The following is a 16,187-nucleotide window of genomic DNA, read 5'->3' as shown; positions in this document are numbered from 1 at the left end:
TCTTTAAAATTCAATCTCTTCTAATTATTATTTTAGTTCAATAATACAATAATTAAAAATAAAGGCTGTCTTTTTTGTGAGACAGCCTTAAGTTACCTTTTCTAACAATTAATGATTAGGCACGCATCTTAAAAATGTAGGATCTCCATTAAGTGCCTGACAATAGCACTCGTAAAGATAATTTCCACATTGTTCTCCTACTTTACTGCAGTAAGATCCACAGCTATATGCAGCTGCTCCTCCCTGTAACTTTTTCAAATCCATTCTTGAGATTTTTTTCAGATTTTTCATAGTATGTACGTTGTAATAAGTTGGTATCTCAAAGCTAAAAAATAAAATTCCCTACCTCGTGAACTCCAGTTTAATTTTTGGTAAACGCAAGTTTATTTTTTAACTTCGTTTAAAAATAAATCGGCAGATCATCTTTCTTTGCAACCCTTAGTAATCCAATCTCACAAAATGAATACAATACAACCGGAAACACTTACATTTCTAAAAAAGCTGACCAACAACAATAACCGCGAATGGTTCAATGAGAATAAAAGTCTCTATACGGAATCACAGGAGAATGTGATTTCTTTCCTGGAAGATTTAATCAAAGAAATGTCAGGTTTTGATGAGAATCTGGCTAAAATAGATCCTAAAAAAGCCATGTTCAGAATTTACAGGGACACCAGGTTTTCAAAAGATAAAGTTCCTTATAAATCCAACTTCGGAGCCTCTTTAGGAATGGGTAAAGGAAGCCAGAAAGGAGGATATTATCTTCATATTGAACCCGGGAAATCATTTCTAGCCGGTGGAATTTACATGCCTGAATCTTCTGTTTTGAAAGAAGTAAGAAAGGAGGTTTCTTTGTATGGTGATGACTTTCTCAAAATTTTAAATCATAAAGATTTCAAAAAGCATTTTCCAGAACTTGATCAGGGTGATAAACTTAAGAAAGTGCCTCAGGGTTTTGAAAAGGAAGATCCTATGGCAGAATATCTGAAACTTAAAAACTTTATCGTACTCTACCATTTAAAAGATGAAGAACTACTGGATAAAAAAGCGGTGCAAAATCTGACAAAGATCTTTAGCCTCATGAAACCTTTTAATGATTTTCTGAACACACCTTTTGTATAACCAATCCGGAAACTGCATGATAAAACAGTTCTGTTAAATTCTTACAGATACTGCAAAATTCTCTTTACCTCCCATTGATATGCCTGACAGGTAATATTGGGGAGAAAAAACAGCTATGCTTTATCATTTTATGCTGTTCCAGAATCTTTAAAACAAGCTGTTTATTAGCCAGAGCAGTCTCCCGGACAAAGGAAAAACCTGTTATATCTCATTTTTCCTCAAAACTATCCGGAAATACTATCCACTGAAAATCAACCTATTATATTTAACATTTTTTAAGATAAGTTTTACATTTTTGCTTATCTTTGCTGTTCGTCAAAAAGCTAAGGATGTCTTTATACCAAAAAATTGCAGAAAAACTACAATATATAAGTCCGAATTTCTACAAAAAAAGATATTTTAAGACCTTAAACAATCTTAATAAAAATAATTTTTCGGAACGCAATGTAGAACCGGAACTGGTATGGATCAAGGAATACCTTCCAAAGAATGCTGTAATTCTGGATATTGGTGCGAATGTAGGAACTTTCCTTTATCAGTTGGAAAACAAGTTGGATCATGAGCATATTTATGCTTTTGAACCTAATAAAAAGCTTTACCAGCGTCTTAAAAGACTGTTTCCCACGATGCAGATTCTTCCGTTGGCCCTTTCTGACGAAAATACGACAGCTGAATTTAAAGTTCCTGTCATTAATGGAAAAACAATTGCTTCCCGGGGAACCTTAAATACTTCTTATAAGGAAAAAGGGGAAGAAAAAAGCCTTACTGAAAAAGTGAAGGTTATTAAATTGGATGATTGGGCTGCCCTGGAACATTTTGACAAACTGGATTTCATCAAAATAGATGTTGAAGGAAATGAGATAAAGACTCTTCTGGGAGCAAAAGAAACCATCAGACAGTTCCGACCGACCTTAATGGTTGAAATGGAACAAAGACACCACCAAACGCCTATATGGAATGAAATCTCTGAAGTGCAAAGCTGGGGATATGAAGCTCAATATCTTAACAGAGACAGCTTTATACTGCAAACACTTACAGAGGATATTTTACTGCAAAATACAAGTGACGAAAAAAATAAAACTCAGTATATCAACAATATTATTTTTATACCTAAAAACATTTAAAACAACTTTATGAGCGTAGTAGCGAGACAAGGCTTCAAATATTCCATTATCGGTTATATTGGTTTTTTGCTGGGCACGGTTTCCGCAATATTCATCTTCCCCAATGACTTTGAATTTTACGGAAAACTTCGCTATATCCTTCCTACTGCCGAAATGTTGGTTCCTTTTGTAGTATTGGGTATTTCTTATTCTAATGTAAAGTTTTTTCACTCGGTAGAAAAAGACGGTAAGAAGCAGAATATGCTTTCATTATCACTGCTCACTGTTTTTGTTAATTTTCTCATTTTTTCGGCAGTGTTTTTTGTACTGCCTTACTTTTATCCAAAGTTCAGACACTCGGAAGCATGGAAGATCAAAGAAATGATTCTTCCATTAATTTTGATTCTTTCGTTCTGCGCTATCTTCAATAAGTACACTTCCAACTATAAAAGAATTGTAGTTTCCAATATCTTTGATAATCTATTTCCCAAAATAGCCAATCTGGGCGCTTTTTGTTTATTCTATTATTTTGCTCTTTCTCAAAAAGTTGCTTTTGCCTTCTTTTTCGGAATCTTTACTTTAATGCTTTTTGGGTACATCTATTATACGAACAAGCTTGAAAAGATACATCTCGATTTTAATACAGATTATTTTAAGAAAGATGATTTATGGAAAAAGTTTTTCAACTACAGCTTTTTCGGATTTCTGGGGACTTTCGGAAATTACCTGGCCATCAACAGTTTTATGATTGGTGAATTTATGGGAATGGAAGAGGTAGGAATTTATTCTGTACTGTACGCCCTTATTTCACTGATTTCTATTCCCCAGTTGGGATTATTTAATATTTCGGCCCCTATTATCAACAAAACACTTGCTGACGGAGATATGGAAGAGCTGGACAGGTTTCACAAAAAAACCTCGCTCTCTTTATATTTTTTAGGAGCAGTATTATTCTCATGCATTATGGTGGGATTTCCTTACCTGACTCAGTTTATGCCAAAAAACGGGACTATGTTAAGAGAATATGAGCCTGTAGTCTGGATTTGGGGATCTGCCGTTTTAATAGATCTGGCAACCGGCTTCAATGGAAATATTATTTCTCTCTCAAAATATTACCGATTCAATATTCTGGTAATGCTTTTATTAGCAGGATTAACCATTGGGCTGAATTATTATTTCATAAAAAATACAGATCTGAAACTCATTGGAATTGCCCTATCTACCGCTATTTCATTATCTGTTTACAATATCATTAAAATCATCTTTAATTATATCGTGTTTAAGGTGTCACCTCTGACTATTGAGATGATTTTCGTTTCCATTATCTGTACTCTGGCAATTACCGTAGCTATTGTTCTTCCTAACTTCAATAGCAATCTTATCAATCTGATTTATAAACCGACCGTTGTATTGATATTGATTTATATAGGAAACTATTTCACCAAGATATTCCCTATTGAAGATTATCTGAATATGAGGTTCATTAAGAGTGTTTTCAAATTTAAATAGAAAGGCTAAGATATAATTTTAGATACAGCACAGCTTAAAAAACAATGCTACAATATCAGGAATGTCAATCTTCTACTTCAATTAAATCCAATACTATCATATAAAACAAAAAACGCTCCGTCCGGAGCGTTTTTATTTATTTCTGAATGCATCATCTCTGCGTGTTATTGAGCGGGAAGTTCAGGGGGCCTCATTTTATATTTATAGCTGTTAAGTGTTTTCAAAAAAGCTACGATATCAAAAACCTCATCATCTGTAAGGTTCAGCTTGACAATCATCCCTGATTTATGAGGGAATTTCGGATCGTTCACCTGATTGGCTTTAGGTATTTCTCTTCCCATTCCAGCATTATACATCATCACAACATTGGCTAGTTCCGGAAACAGACCGTTATGCATATAAGGTTTATTGTCTGTAACCTCTCTCAGGGTAGGTGTTTTAAATTTTCCTACATCTTCATTTTTCAGGGTTTCCGTATACCTTCCAAGATCTTCATATTTTCTGCCATAATACGTAAGACCGAGATTATGAAATTTCTGATCTGAAAAGTAAGGGGTATTGTGGCAATTGATACAATTCGCTTTAGTACGGAATAGATGAAGTCCGTTGACCTCAGCATCGGTAAGTTCATTTTTCTTTCCTCCAATAAATTTATCAAAACGGGAGGCAGGGCTCACCAACGTTCTTTCAAAAGTAGCAATCGCCTGGGAAATCCTGTCTTCAGTAACATCCTTAGTTCCGAATGCTTTTTCAAAATAAGTTCTATAACCTTTTATCTTACGTATATTTTTTGTCGCCAGCTTATAGTGAAGATTCATTTCTACAGGATTTTCAATCGGAGATTTCACCTGTTCTTCCAGTGTCATTGCTCTTCCATCCCAGAATAGGGTTTTAGCATACCCTATATTCACCAAAGTAGGAGCATTTCTGGTTCCGGTCTGCCTGTTATGACCAAAAGAGACCCTGCTACCATCGGCCCAGCCCAGATCCGGATTATGACAGTTGGCACAGGAAATCTGCCCGGAGCCTGATAAACGAGGATCAAAAAAAAGCATTTTCCCCAATTCTGCTTTATCTTCAGAATAGGGATTATCTGCAGGAAACTCCATTTTAGGGAGCGCTCCTATATCCTGAAATCCTTCTTTAGCCTCATCAAAAAGGGAGAGCTTAGGCCATAAAGCCTGATTTCCGCTTCCATACATTTCGCGCAGTTCTGTAACCGTATACCCTGTGGGGTCATTCGAAGTATAGGCAGACATTATCATCACTGATGCAATAGCGAGTATTGCCAGATATCTTTCCTTCATTTTAATAAAATACTTTCAGTGCAAAACTAGCAATAAAGTTCGCATTCCCATTATAGCCTGATACCGCTTGTTTATATTCATTGGCAGCAAGCCAGTTTTGTGTTAAAACTCCTTCCATTTCATATCGGATCTTCCCTCTGTTCATTTTATACTTCAGATTAAGGGTAAGCCCCAGCTTTTCAGAAGCATCATAAGCATAATCCGGAATAGCAATTTTCTGTACAAATATATTTTCTTTATTACTTTCATAAGGAGTGTATACAAAGTTTTTATGAACAGGAAGATAGAGATACTGATCCACTCCTACTGCCAGTTTATCATCAGCATTGATTCGGAATTCCTTTTCATACCCTGCACAATATTGGAAATAATTAATCTCCCTGTTCAGGACAACCGAAATATCCTTCACATTATTCCGTCCATACAACAGATCCAGACGAATTTTCTGAGATTCATTTTTTGAATTAAACCAACTCACACTATTATTCCATCCCAGCTGGTATTGATGCAGCCTGTAAGTTCTGTACTTAAGTTCATAATTAAAATTATCATCCAGCTGATCCCAGAAATCAAATCTCGAAGCCCAGTTACATCCATTAAACCGCCCTAAAAAGTTGGCATACACACTGTGTTTATCAGTTCTTAATCCTGAATACTTATCATAAACTCTGTAATTCTGATTGTCAGTATCTTTATAAGTATATACTTTATAAAACCGCTCAATAAAATACTGATAATCATATCCGGCACTGAAATGAATATTTCTGTTATTGAATGCATACTCCCCTCCCCAGATATAACCATCAGACTTATACTCGGTGGAAGAATAAAGGGTTCCTTTGTACTGGTTTCCATATCCTTCATTATAACGGATATATACACTGTCACTGGAAGGAACATTGGTATTCAAATTGACGTACATAATGTCGTTTGCCCTATAATCATTAAAATATTTTCCTTTTGCAAAAAGGCTATGCTGTTTCCAGTTCAGACCAATTTTTGAAAATATATTATACACATAATGGTCTGTTTTCGGGCGGGGATCAGCATCTCTATACGCTTTTATAAAGTTACCCTCCACTCCCAACTGGGTAATCAGAAAATTAACAGGTCTGTATGCCAATACTCCATAAATATTATAATCCTGTTTCAACCAATCTGCTGCCCGTGGAGCATAAAAATAGGACGGATTATGGATAAAGGACTGATTGGTGGTTCTTTCTTCCGTTAAGATAAAAGGAACGGCGTGTTCTTTTTCCCGAACAGCATTAAGTCTTCCGGAAAGCGCCACCTTCGGAGAAAGCTGAAATACACCTTGTGAATTGAAATTAAAACCTTCGGATTTCTCAGGGGACTGAACTCTTTTAAATCCCTGTTTATTAACCGAATAATTAAAAGATGTCGCAGAGAAATCCAATGGGTGAAAGAAACTCAGGTATGGATTTTCCAGCCTGATATTTTTTTCTACTGTGCTGATATCGATACTATCGAGCCTGGTATCCTGGGAGAATAAGCTTTGATTCGTTATTAACAACAGGAGTACCATTAGGTATGTATTGAGTGATAGTCTATTTTTATAATTATTGTGCATTTCCTCGTGGGTTCGCTTTTATAGTTGTAAAGTCATTTTGTGAGTTATTGGTGTCCATCAGAACCACTCTGCCTTTGATAATTTCTTTTGTTTTACGAATGATGGAATAAGAACTGTAATCCGGATAAGGTGATCCTGCATCATTTTTTATGAAAGCTCTTGTAGCATCGATACTTACCGGTAGATCTTTCGGAGCTTTCTGCTCTTTATCTGTAGTATCTACCCCATCAATAATAATCTCTTTAGGAATTCTTACGAACAATGCTCCATTTAAATTTTTAGGACTCGGTACTTTTGTAAAAGAAGCAATCTCACCCGGTGTAGCTTTAAAAACAATAAATGCAGGTCTTGAAGTAACTCCCAGCAGCATATCCTTGGAATTCAGTGCCCAATGCACAATTTCCATATCCGGAACCATTATATTCTGGATGTCATACAAATAAGGAGTTCCTCCATTAGCTGTAAAATAATCTCCAAGATAGGTTTCAAAATCCGCTCCACTAAGATCTATAGTCTCTTCCGGTTTTTTTATGCTCACAGACTGTCCTTTAATATCATCATACGGAGCCTTATGATTAAGTGCTGTCTGGGCAATCACAATGCTTTTTCCCGGAAGAATAGGATGCTCTTTTCCACTTCCCGGAACTCTGATGATGGTACTGGCATATACAAAATCTGTATTAGCACTTCCTCCGATAGTGTTTCCTGTGGATTTACTCCAGTCATATTGCCCGTTAGGTAAAGTATACGAAGTAACATTACTGTTTGTATTTCCTTCCAGAAGTCCCACATATAAACCGTCAGCATATATCATTTCGTTAGAATTATTATAAATTTCCAGGAAATGGTCTCTGAAACTTGCCGCTTCCGTGGTGGAAGAACCCGCATAATACACCTGCTTGATGACAAGATCTTCTATCCTGCCTGAAGAAAGGGTGATCACTGCTGCAGAAACATTGACATTAACAATAACTTTTTCCTGCATTCCACCGAAATACACTTCCGGATTGATCGTAGGGATTTCAAACGTATCTTCATAATCCTCTTTAGACATCGTCATGTCTGCAGTAATGGTATAGGTTCCGGGAAGAATAGCATTAAATTTCAATTCTCCGTTGACATCGGTTTTTCCAATAATTTTATCTCCCGTAGACGTATTTTCCAGAATAATATTGGCATTCACAGCTTCTTTACCTGACAGCTTTGCATCATATTTAGCTGCTATGGTAAATGGTACTGGCTGAAGATCACTTCCACTACCGAAATCATCTTCTCTTTTACATCCTGTAAGTATAAGAAGAGGTAAAAACAAATAAGTTATTATATTTTTCATAGTACAAAAAGTCTTTTATTAAAATTTATATGAAATATTAGCTCCGAAAGATGCAGGGCTAAAGTTGGTATAAAGCGTTCCGTATTCATTGTATGCCTTAAGGTTGAAAACATTGTTGACGTATATAGAAATTCTGAAACCGCTTAAGAAATCTTTTGTAACCCGAAGATGCACATTGTGTAGTGTTTTCTTCCCCAAACCGGATAAAGATTCTTCAGAGGCTTTTCTGAAAAGGGTCTGATATTTCTGGTCACTTCTTTCTCCTTCCGGAATCATCACGGTGTTAAGCTGCGGATCTATATATCCGATAGGGTAAATACTTCTGCCGGATGTTATTCTTTCATCGATTAAAAAGTGGTCTGTGCGGAGCCCTATAATCAATCCGGAAGATGGCAGGTGGTAATCAAAACTAAAGCTGGCTCTTGCCATATTGGCATTAGAATAGGCATCATTATACAGTCCATACTGAAAGGCAGGATCCGGAATAGGCAGGGCTGCTATTGTCGGTATACCTTCATTCTTTTTACTCTTCGTTTTTACATAAGAGGCATTAAAACCTGTTATCAGGTTCAGTGCTTCTATCTTTTTAAAAGATACCATAAGCTCTAATCCTTTATCGGTAGATTCATAACCGTTGGTAATCCTGTTTTGTAAATAATAGAATGTATCCTTACCCACGATTTCAAAAGTAGGGACATCAGTTCCCACTGCAGTTATTTCCACTTTGGCTTTATCCATCATTTTTGCTACGGATATAGTGCTGAAGCCATCAAAAAGTTTATTGTAATATCCGGTTAGGTTTATGGTAGCAAAAGGCAGTCTGTAATCTATTCCAAATTCTGTTTTCCAGCTTTTTGAAGGTTTAAGATCTACATTATCTCCCGGAGTTACCACTGTCTGCATAATTCCAACGGTATAATACCCCGGAATACGGTAATCTCCCAATAGCATATCAAAATACCTTGGTCCTGTATACAGCTGGTTCAGTGAAGGAGCTTTGGATGTCAGTCCTACTCCCGCACGAAGGGTAAGATCCCCCATCTGATATGAGGTATTTACTCTTGGAGACAGGGTTGATTTTCCATTTTGAATATCATAACGCAATCCAAGGTTAGCCCTTATTCCATGTTTGTTGTTTAATCTTTTAAAAATATTATCCTGCACATAAAAGGCATATTGAGTAGTAGCCAATACATTATCCTGATAATTATAATCTCTTACTCCGTTTGCCGTTCCTCCGGCAGAGGCAATCGTAGAGAATTGCCCGGCGGTACCATATTTTCCTTTTCCAAGGTTGTCTCCATATCTGAAATTAAATCCCGCAGAATAGGAATGAACCCATTTTTTAGAGGTAGCATATACGCCATCAGCACTTGCATTGAGGTAAACATTTATCGGTTTCCCGTCCACGTAGGTCATGTTTTCATAACTTGGCGGAGTATAAGGAGCGTAGTAGACACTATTTTCCATGGCATTACCATAGGGGCGGGCTCCCTGATTCAGAAAATACTTTCTTTCTGTAAGCTGAGTGGCATAGCTCAGTCCCATATCGGCTCCAATACTTCTAAATATTTTTTTATTGCCTTTAAAAACATATTTAAAATTATTACTTAATGAAAAGCTCTTATTCTTACTGCTGAGTACAATGCCCTGAAGATCGTCAGGATCTTTTTTCCCATTACTCGTATTTTGAGAGAAAGCAAAAGAAAGTTTATTTTTTATGTTGGATGTATTAATTCCCCAAAGAATATTACTGCTAAATCTATCATAGCCTACCAGGCTTGTCCTGGGATCAACAATAGAATTCATATAGTCTGCCGACACATTCAGGGCCTGATCATTTTTCAGAGAAAATCCACGGGTAAGCCCCAGCTGATAGGTCCCTTCCCTGATGGAGGCATCCAGACGCAGAGGAGATCTTTTGGCAAATGTGGTTACCTTAATCAGCCCGGAAGTCAGATCTCCGTATTTAGCATCAGGAATTCCCTGGATGACTTCTATACTTTCAATATTTTCTGTGGGAATTTCACGCAGGTCAACTCCAAAATTGGGTTGTGCCGGAGTCAAAGTACCTGATTTTCCGGCTGTCGTGGTAAAACCAATTCCGAATGGTGAGCCATAGGCAGAATTATAGCTTTGCATATTTTCATTATTAGACAATGCAATGTCATTCACCATCACCTGTACCCCAAAAGCTTTGTTTCCGGCCTCATCTCCGCTTAAGGAAGTAGAACTCGATGTTATCGAAGCTCCACTCGCTGTACGAAAGACAATATTTTTAAATTTTGCATTATCAAAAGGCTGTATATACTGTCCCGGCAATTGCTGAAGGACATCACCAATAGAAAATGACTGTATATTCTGAAGAGCCTCCTGCTTGATTTCTATTTCAGAGAAGTTTTTCTTTTTCGCGGTAAGTTCTATTCCATCTATTCTAATATCTGAAACAACATCTGTGTATACTATCGCCGCTTTCTTGTCTTTAACAACAAGTTTTTCATTCTTCTTTAAAAAAATAGTTTTAGGAGCTTGCCCAGGTTGCTTTACAATGATTTCACATCCACCGGTGTAGGTAATATCATTTTTATTGGCGTAGATCATTCCGCATTTCTTAACTTCAAAAGTCCCGGCATTCAGGTCAATCTTCCTCTCCTGACCATATAAAATCGTAACAGACCCTATAAATAGGGCTGCGCTTAATACAATTCGTTTCAATTTTTTATAATTAGAGCGCGAAGTTATTTATAATTTTTCTAAATAAAAATAATTAAACATTGAAATTTATCATTTCTGCAATAATTACAATAAAAAAATTCGATTTAATCAATTAATACACTACGCCGTGAAAAACCATATTATATACTAAAAAAGAAGCTCTACCGTAAGTGAGAGCTTCTTTTTGTATGCAAATATTGTTACCAGATCGGGTTATTTAGAAATAAGCCTGAATAAAATTTGTTCTGTTTTTTTCTGAATTTCTATTTTGTTATAATATTTCTGAAAATCAAAATGAAGATGCGTAAGTTCATTCAGCTGATCCAGAATATTTTCTTTTTCAGGAATAATAAAATCGAGTTTTGAGGGATAACCGGAAGGAAAAACAGCCCATTTCCCGTAGGCTACAGCATCCCCTAGATTACCCGTCATTTTTGTGACTCCGTAGGTTTCTTTTAGGCTGAAGAATTCAGTATGTTCCTGAATGGGACACCAAAGGACATCTGCTTTCTGCATCCATTTTTCAAAATCTTCAGCAGAAACTCTTTCTGAAAAGTAAGTAATGCGGATATTTTCCGGTAATTTTTGTGACAGTTTTTCCAACTCTTTTAATTCACTGTCTTTTGCTTTTCCAAGGAATACAAATTCGCAGGGTTTGTTGGTTTCAGAATGTTGAATTGTTTTAAAAATATAACGGTAGTCTCTTCTTTTCTGCGATACACCGCCGGGAATAACAACAACCCTATCCTGGTTTTCAGCAGCACGATAATCCTTTGTATAAAAAAGGGATAAAAACTGATATTTTTCGGAACTCATAGCCTCATCCAGGACCAAAAGCGCTCCTGAGGTCTGATATACTTTAGAAGAATAGAACAATCCTTCTTTCAGCCATAACTTGAGCCTGTAAATCACATCTTTTTTAAAGACACTTTTTACCAGATCCAGCTTTGAGGCTTTGCTAAAGTTGAGATTGTGAGCAATAACTGCTGTATTGTATTTCTTTGTTATGGCCAAAAATGTATTAAAAAAACGGTGAACCGTTCCAATAATAATCAGATCATATCCTTTATCCTTCAATTGGTCTAAGATCATGGAGCTGTCTGACAGAAATACAGCCTCATCATTTTTACTGATCTGGTCCTTAATTTTTTTTGAAAAATAATAATCTACGGTAAAATCCTTAGTATCCCTCATGATATCCATGAAAGCCTGTGCTATTTCTGCGTGGGTATCAATTTCTATATAGGCTATTTTTTTCATGAATTGCTGGAGATCTTTTTAGGTTTTAGCTAAAGCGGGTGATTTTTCCTTTTTTTATTACACAGGCTATATCCTGTTTCTATTGAATATATCTTTTTACTTTACATTTTAAGCCATTTCTTTTTCAGCATTTTCCAACGCTGATCATTTACGGCTTTCTGTTCTTCTTTTGTGATCTTCAGCTCCATTTTTTTTGATCTGCAGTTTTCGTAAGATGAAATAATATCAAAGAAAAATGATGGTGATTTACTTTTCATCGCCTCTTTGGAGGAAGCAATATAGGCAAGGAATCTGTTTAAACCCAGAAAATAAAAATATCTCCCATAGTAATCGGCAGGCCGTATGGTATAGTCAGCTCCTTTCACTTTAATAAGTTTTACCTGAAGCTCCGGAAGAACTACTTCCTTCCATCCAAGGTTATCAAGAAGTATAGAATCTATATTATCCCAGCCTAATGTTTCCCTTAAGCCACCGATCTGAATAAAACATTCTTTTCGGTAAGCCTTCATAGGGCCTCTTACATGATTTTTATTGGAGTTCCCTTCATATATCCAGTGTCCGTCTTTCTCCACATACAGTAAGCCTCCTATCAATCCGTAAGCAGGATTAGCGGCAAAGGCTGTTTCCAGTGTTCCCAGATAATTTTCAGGAAGAATAATATCTGCATCAAATTTACAGATGATATCAAAATCATCCATAGACTGTTTCTGCAAACCGTTTTTAAAAGCATGAACCACTTTAGAGCCCGGCTGATGCTCAGATTTTTGAAGATTAATGGTTTCAAAGCGGGGGTCAGTCTCAGTATATTTCCGGATGACCTCAGCAGTACGGTCTGTGGAACCGTCGTTAACCACAACGACTTTAAAATCTTTACTGCCTTGCTGCTGTAAAGAATCCAAAGTAAATGAAAGATTATTTTCTTCGTTATGGGCAGGAATGATGATTAAAAACCTCACTACTATTTTATAAAAAATGAATAATAAGTGATAAATGATTGCGATTGTTTCACATCATTTATCACTTATTGATTGATATTATTTGTTATGCGGTTTCAGCATATTTTTCGGATCCAGAATTTCATCTAACTTTTCCTGAGAAAGAATTCCTTTCTCCAAAACAAGATTATAAACGCTGTTTCCGGAGGATAATGCTTCTTTAGCGATCTCTGTAGACTGCTTATAACCGATATAAGGGTTAAGTGCTGTTACGATACCGATGCTGTGTTTTACCATATTTAAGCACACTTCTTTATTGGCAGTAATTCCTACTACACACTTATCACGAAGTGTATCCAAAGCATTGCAAAGGAAATTGATATTCTCCATGATTGCATGCGAAAGTACCGGCTCCATTACGTTAAGCTGTAATTGTCCTGCTTCTGCGGCAAATGTTACGGTAAGATCATTTCCAAATACTTTAAAGCATACCTGATTCACAACTTCCGGAATAACAGGATTTACTTTACCCGGCATAATAGATGATCCAGGCTGCATTGGAGGAAGGTTGATTTCAAAAAGACCAGCTCTTGGTCCTGAGGAAAGCAATCTTAAATCGTTACATATTTTTGACAGCTTCACAGCAAGACGTTTCGTTGCTGATGAATAAATCACATAAGAACCTGTATCCGGTGTAGCTTCTACAAGATCCGGTGCCGAAATAACCGGGAACCCGGTAATCTGAGCTAAATTCTTAGCACAAAGGGTTGCATAGCCTACCGGAGCATTTAAACCTGTTCCAATTGCTGTAGCTCCCATATTGACCTCTACAAAAAGACTGGCATTGTTATTCAATTTGGAGATATCTTCTTCCAGCGTAGCTGCATAGGCTTCAAATTCCTGACCCAAAGTCATGGGTACAGCATCCTGAAGCTGAGTACGTCCCATTTTGATGACATCCTGGAATTCAACTCCTTTAGCACGGAAAGCTGCTACAATTTTCTCTAGTCTTTCTACCAGACCGATATTCATGTGCAATAATCCCATTTTAATGGCTGTAGGATAGGCATCATTGGTGGATTGGGAAAGGTTGATATGATCATTTGGAGAGCAGAATTCATATTCTCCTTTATTTTTTCCTAACTTTTCCAACACGATGTTAGCAATTACTTCATTCGCATTCATATTGATTGAAGTTCCTGCTCCACCCTGGATCATATCTACCGGAAACTGATCATGATATTTCCCACCAACAATTTCATCACAAGCTTCTGCTATTTTGAAATATAGGCTTTCATCAAGAAGTCCCAATTCATAATTGGTTTTTGCCGCTGCTTTTTTTACAAAAGCTAAGCCTTTAATAAAATCCGGGTACGAAGACAAAAGCTGCCCCGAAATTTTAAAATTGTTGATTGCTCTTTGTGTCTGAACCCCATAATAAGCGTCTAAAGGTACATTCAGTTCCCCTAACAGATCGCTCTCTTTCCTGAAATTTTCCATTACAGATATTTTACTGTTTTTGATGGTTTAAAGATAGCAAAAACGCATCTAAACGATGCGTTTTAATTTGACTTTATTTTACGGGATATTTTTGAATTAATGCCTGAAGTATAGACCATGTTTCAGCGTCCATAATTCCGTCATAATTTTGAGGACGGTAATGGTACTGGAAAGCTTCAATTGTTTTCTTGGTTGCATCATCCCATTTTCCGCTAAGATCTAAAGCGTAACCAAATTTCTGCAATGCAGTCTGGGTCTGGAAAATAAAAGTAGGGTCGATGTATTTTGTTGCAAAATCTGCCTGTGCAATACTGAAGAAATTCTGTTTTGCCGTTTCATCGTACCACATTCCCAGCTGATACTCATCATAAAGCTTTTTCCATGGAAACATAGGTCCCGGATCCTGTTTTCTGGTAGGCGCGATATCCGAATGAGCCAGCACATTGGTGGCCGGAATCTGATATCTGGTCACAATGTCTTTTGCCAAAGCAGCTACTTTTCTCACCTGCTCATCACTGAATGTTGCAAATATTCTTTTCCCGGTTGCATCTGTAGTGTATCCGGCATTTACAATCTCTATTCCTATGGAGGTATCATTAAGGTTTTTATCATTTCTCCATGCACTTACTCCTGCATGATAAGAACGTTTGTTTTCATCTACCAGCTGATAAATCTCGTTATCTCCGGTATTGTTTACCAGATAATGTGAACTTACAGCTTGCTGGGTAAGCACTGTAATCGACTTATCATCCGGAAGTGCTGTATAATGTAATATTAAGTAACGTTGTCTGAAATTTTGTGCAATAGCAGGGAAATAAGTCTTTACCACTTTATATCCAGCCGGCTTTGCAGAAACAATTGAACCGTAACTTGCCGTATTATCATTTTTTGCAGGGTCTGCTATATTAGTCGTAAAAAAATCTACCCCACGGTCAGAAACAATTTTTGGTTTTGGAGCTTCCGGACTTGTTGTTTTAACGACCGGTTTAGGCTGTGATACGGGGGTTTTCGGTTTGTAAGTATTTTTTTTCACATTTTGCTGAGAAGTACATGAAAAAACAAAAGTGCTTAATCCGATGATATATAATGTCTTACGCATTTGTTCAGTTTTTTAATGATTTATTACTTCAAAAATACATAAATTTTTCTTGAATTTTATTTGGTAAATAAAGAAATCTATTCTATATTTGCACTCGCAATAACGGAACAACGATCATTAAAAAATAAACAAAAAGGAGGGTTGCCAGAGTGGTTAATGGAGCAGTTTGCTAAACTGTCGACGCGAAAGTGTCGCAAGGGTTCGAATCCCTTACCCTCCGCACTCTATATATCTCGGGGCGTAGCGTAGTCCGGTCATCGCGCCTGGTTTGGGACCAGGAGGTCGCAGGTTCGAATCCTGCCGCCCCGACTTTTTAATGAAGCTTATTCGATAAGCAAAATCAACTTTTAAGGGTGCGTAGCTCAGCTGGATAGAGCATCTGCCTTCTAAGCAGACGGTCAAAGGTTCGAATCCTTTCGCGCTCACAACGAACTCACAATTTTTATTGTGAGTTTTTTGTTTTATATTAGTTTCATGTGCTGCTGCTGCTACATACTTTATTCTCAATCCTTAGAAAAATATTACATTGGTCATTCTTGTGAAGATATACAGGAAAGGCTAAGAAAACATCTGTCTGAACATAAAGGATTTACAGCAAAAGCCAAAGACTGGACGATCGTTTATCATGAAGTTTTTGATTCTAAATCTGCGGCATACAAAAGAGAACGAGAAATAAAGGCTTGGAAAAGCAAATCTAAAATACAAACACTCAT

13 protein-coding genes and 3 tRNA genes are annotated in these 16,187 nt (G+C 36.8%); 7 read left to right on the top strand and 9 right to left on the bottom strand.

The window, feature by feature from the left end:
- Nucleotides 1–108: 108 nt before the first annotated feature.
- Nucleotides 109–291, bottom strand: a complete 183-nt coding sequence (locus tag DRF57_RS22845; RefSeq protein ID WP_047494478.1) for a bacteriocin-like protein — start codon at nt 289–291, stop codon at nt 109–111.
- 168 nt (nt 292–459) lie between these two features.
- On the opposite strand from DRF57_RS22845, the gene DRF57_RS22840 reads away from it, so the two are divergent.
- The 3 genes from DRF57_RS22840 to DRF57_RS22830 all read left to right on the top strand — a co-directional run bounded on the left by DRF57_RS22840 (nt 460) and on the right by DRF57_RS22830 (nt 3,734).
- The gene (locus DRF57_RS22840) at nt 460–1,122 is read left to right on the top strand and encodes a DUF2461 domain-containing protein (protein ID WP_115921047.1); all 663 of its coding nucleotides are present in this window, start codon (nt 460–462) and stop codon (nt 1,120–1,122) included.
- A 329-nt stretch (nt 1,123–1,451) separates the two neighbouring features.
- Nucleotides 1,452–2,246, top strand: coding sequence for an FkbM family methyltransferase (locus DRF57_RS22835; RefSeq protein WP_047494474.1), 795 nt, complete (start codon nt 1,452–1,454; stop codon nt 2,244–2,246).
- 9 nt (nt 2,247–2,255) lie between these two features.
- A complete protein-coding gene (locus DRF57_RS22830) occupies nt 2,256–3,734 on the top strand; it encodes a lipopolysaccharide biosynthesis protein (RefSeq protein ID WP_115921045.1) in 1,479 nt (492 codons plus the stop codon).
- Between the two features lie 164 nt (nt 3,735–3,898).
- On the opposite strand, the gene DRF57_RS22825 is transcribed toward DRF57_RS22830, so the two are convergent.
- The 8 genes from DRF57_RS22825 to DRF57_RS22790 all read right to left on the bottom strand — a co-directional run bounded on the left by DRF57_RS22825 (nt 3,899) and on the right by DRF57_RS22790 (nt 15,474).
- Nucleotides 3,899–5,041: a cytochrome-c peroxidase gene (locus tag DRF57_RS22825; RefSeq protein ID WP_115921043.1), complete on the bottom strand. Its 1,143-nt coding sequence runs from the start codon at nt 5,039–5,041 to the stop codon at nt 3,899–3,901.
- Between the two features lies 1 nt (nt 5,042).
- Nucleotides 5,043–6,587 (bottom strand): DUF6850 family outer membrane beta-barrel protein, encoded by a 1,545-nt coding sequence (locus DRF57_RS22820; protein ID WP_228450396.1) that lies wholly within the window; start codon nt 6,585–6,587, stop codon nt 5,043–5,045.
- 34 nt (nt 6,588–6,621) lie between these two features.
- On the bottom strand, nt 6,622–7,965 hold the full coding sequence (locus DRF57_RS22815) for a DUF4876 domain-containing protein (RefSeq protein ID WP_084087854.1): 1,344 nt from the start codon (nt 7,963–7,965) through the stop codon (nt 6,622–6,624).
- An 18-nt stretch (nt 7,966–7,983) separates the two neighbouring features.
- Entirely contained in the window at nt 7,984–10,680 is a 2,697-nt protein-coding gene (locus DRF57_RS22810; protein ID WP_228450395.1) for a TonB-dependent receptor plug domain-containing protein, read from the bottom strand.
- A 213-nt stretch (nt 10,681–10,893) separates the two neighbouring features.
- Nucleotides 10,894–11,940 carry a hypothetical protein gene (locus tag DRF57_RS22805; RefSeq protein ID WP_115921037.1) on the bottom strand — a complete coding sequence of 349 codons (1,047 nt, stop codon included), beginning with the start codon at nt 11,938–11,940 and terminating at the stop codon, nt 10,894–10,896.
- Nucleotides 11,941–12,041: 101 nt separating this feature from the next.
- The gene (locus DRF57_RS22800) at nt 12,042–12,896 is read right to left on the bottom strand and encodes a glycosyltransferase (protein ID WP_115921035.1); all 855 of its coding nucleotides are present in this window, start codon (nt 12,894–12,896) and stop codon (nt 12,042–12,044) included.
- A 78-nt stretch (nt 12,897–12,974) separates the two neighbouring features.
- The gene (aspA, locus tag DRF57_RS22795; protein ID WP_047494455.1) at nt 12,975–14,375 is read right to left on the bottom strand and encodes an aspartate ammonia-lyase; all 1,401 of its coding nucleotides are present in this window, start codon (nt 14,373–14,375) and stop codon (nt 12,975–12,977) included.
- Between the two features lie 73 nt (nt 14,376–14,448).
- Nucleotides 14,449–15,474, bottom strand: a complete 1,026-nt coding sequence (locus tag DRF57_RS22790; protein WP_115921033.1) for an N-acetylmuramoyl-L-alanine amidase — start codon at nt 15,472–15,474, stop codon at nt 14,449–14,451.
- A gap of 135 nt (nt 15,475–15,609) precedes the next feature.
- Here DRF57_RS22790 and DRF57_RS22785 point away from each other — a divergent pair.
- From DRF57_RS22785 to DRF57_RS22770, 4 genes are all read left to right on the top strand, one after another.
- Nucleotides 15,610–15,694 (top strand) — tRNA-Ser (locus tag DRF57_RS22785).
- 14 nt (nt 15,695–15,708) lie between these two features.
- A tRNA-Pro gene (locus DRF57_RS22780) sits at nt 15,709–15,783 on the top strand.
- A gap of 42 nt (nt 15,784–15,825) precedes the next feature.
- Nucleotides 15,826–15,899, top strand: a tRNA-Arg gene (locus DRF57_RS22775).
- Nucleotides 15,900–15,948: 49 nt separating this feature from the next.
- Nucleotides 15,949–16,187: GIY-YIG nuclease family protein (locus DRF57_RS22770; RefSeq protein WP_133297560.1), on the top strand; the 239-nt coding region annotated here is incomplete at its 3' end.

The organism is Chryseobacterium rhizosphaerae (assembly GCF_003385455.1).
Lineage (GTDB): Bacteria > Bacteroidota > Bacteroidia > Flavobacteriales > Weeksellaceae > Chryseobacterium > Chryseobacterium rhizosphaerae.
This window is presented reverse-complemented; position numbering and strand designations above follow the sequence as displayed.

Coding starts and splice junctions, on each gene's coding strand:
- aspA (WP_047494455.1), bottom strand. CDS start 14,375: ATGGAAAATTTCAGGAAAGAGAGCGATCTGTTAGGGGAACTGAATGTA.
- DRF57_RS22790 (WP_115921033.1), bottom strand. CDS start 15,474: ATGCGTAAGACATTATATATCATCGGATTAAGCACTTTTGTTTTTTCA.
- DRF57_RS22830 (WP_115921045.1), top strand. CDS start 2,256: ATGAGCGTAGTAGCGAGACAAGGCTTCAAATATTCCATTATCGGTTAT.
- DRF57_RS22835 (WP_047494474.1), top strand. CDS start 1,452: ATGTCTTTATACCAAAAAATTGCAGAAAAACTACAATATATAAGTCCG.
- DRF57_RS22825 (WP_115921043.1), bottom strand. CDS start 5,041: ATGAAGGAAAGATATCTGGCAATACTCGCTATTGCATCAGTGATGATA.
- DRF57_RS22815 (WP_084087854.1), bottom strand. CDS start 7,965: ATGAAAAATATAATAACTTATTTGTTTTTACCTCTTCTTATACTTACA.
- DRF57_RS22805 (WP_115921037.1), bottom strand. CDS start 11,940: ATGAAAAAAATAGCCTATATAGAAATTGATACCCACGCAGAAATAGCA.
- DRF57_RS22845 (WP_047494478.1), bottom strand. CDS start 291: ATGAAAAATCTGAAAAAAATCTCAAGAATGGATTTGAAAAAGTTACAG.
- DRF57_RS22840 (WP_115921047.1), top strand. CDS start 460: ATGAATACAATACAACCGGAAACACTTACATTTCTAAAAAAGCTGACC.
- DRF57_RS22820 (WP_228450396.1), bottom strand. CDS start 6,587: ATGGTACTCCTGTTGTTAATAACGAATCAAAGCTTATTCTCCCAGGAT.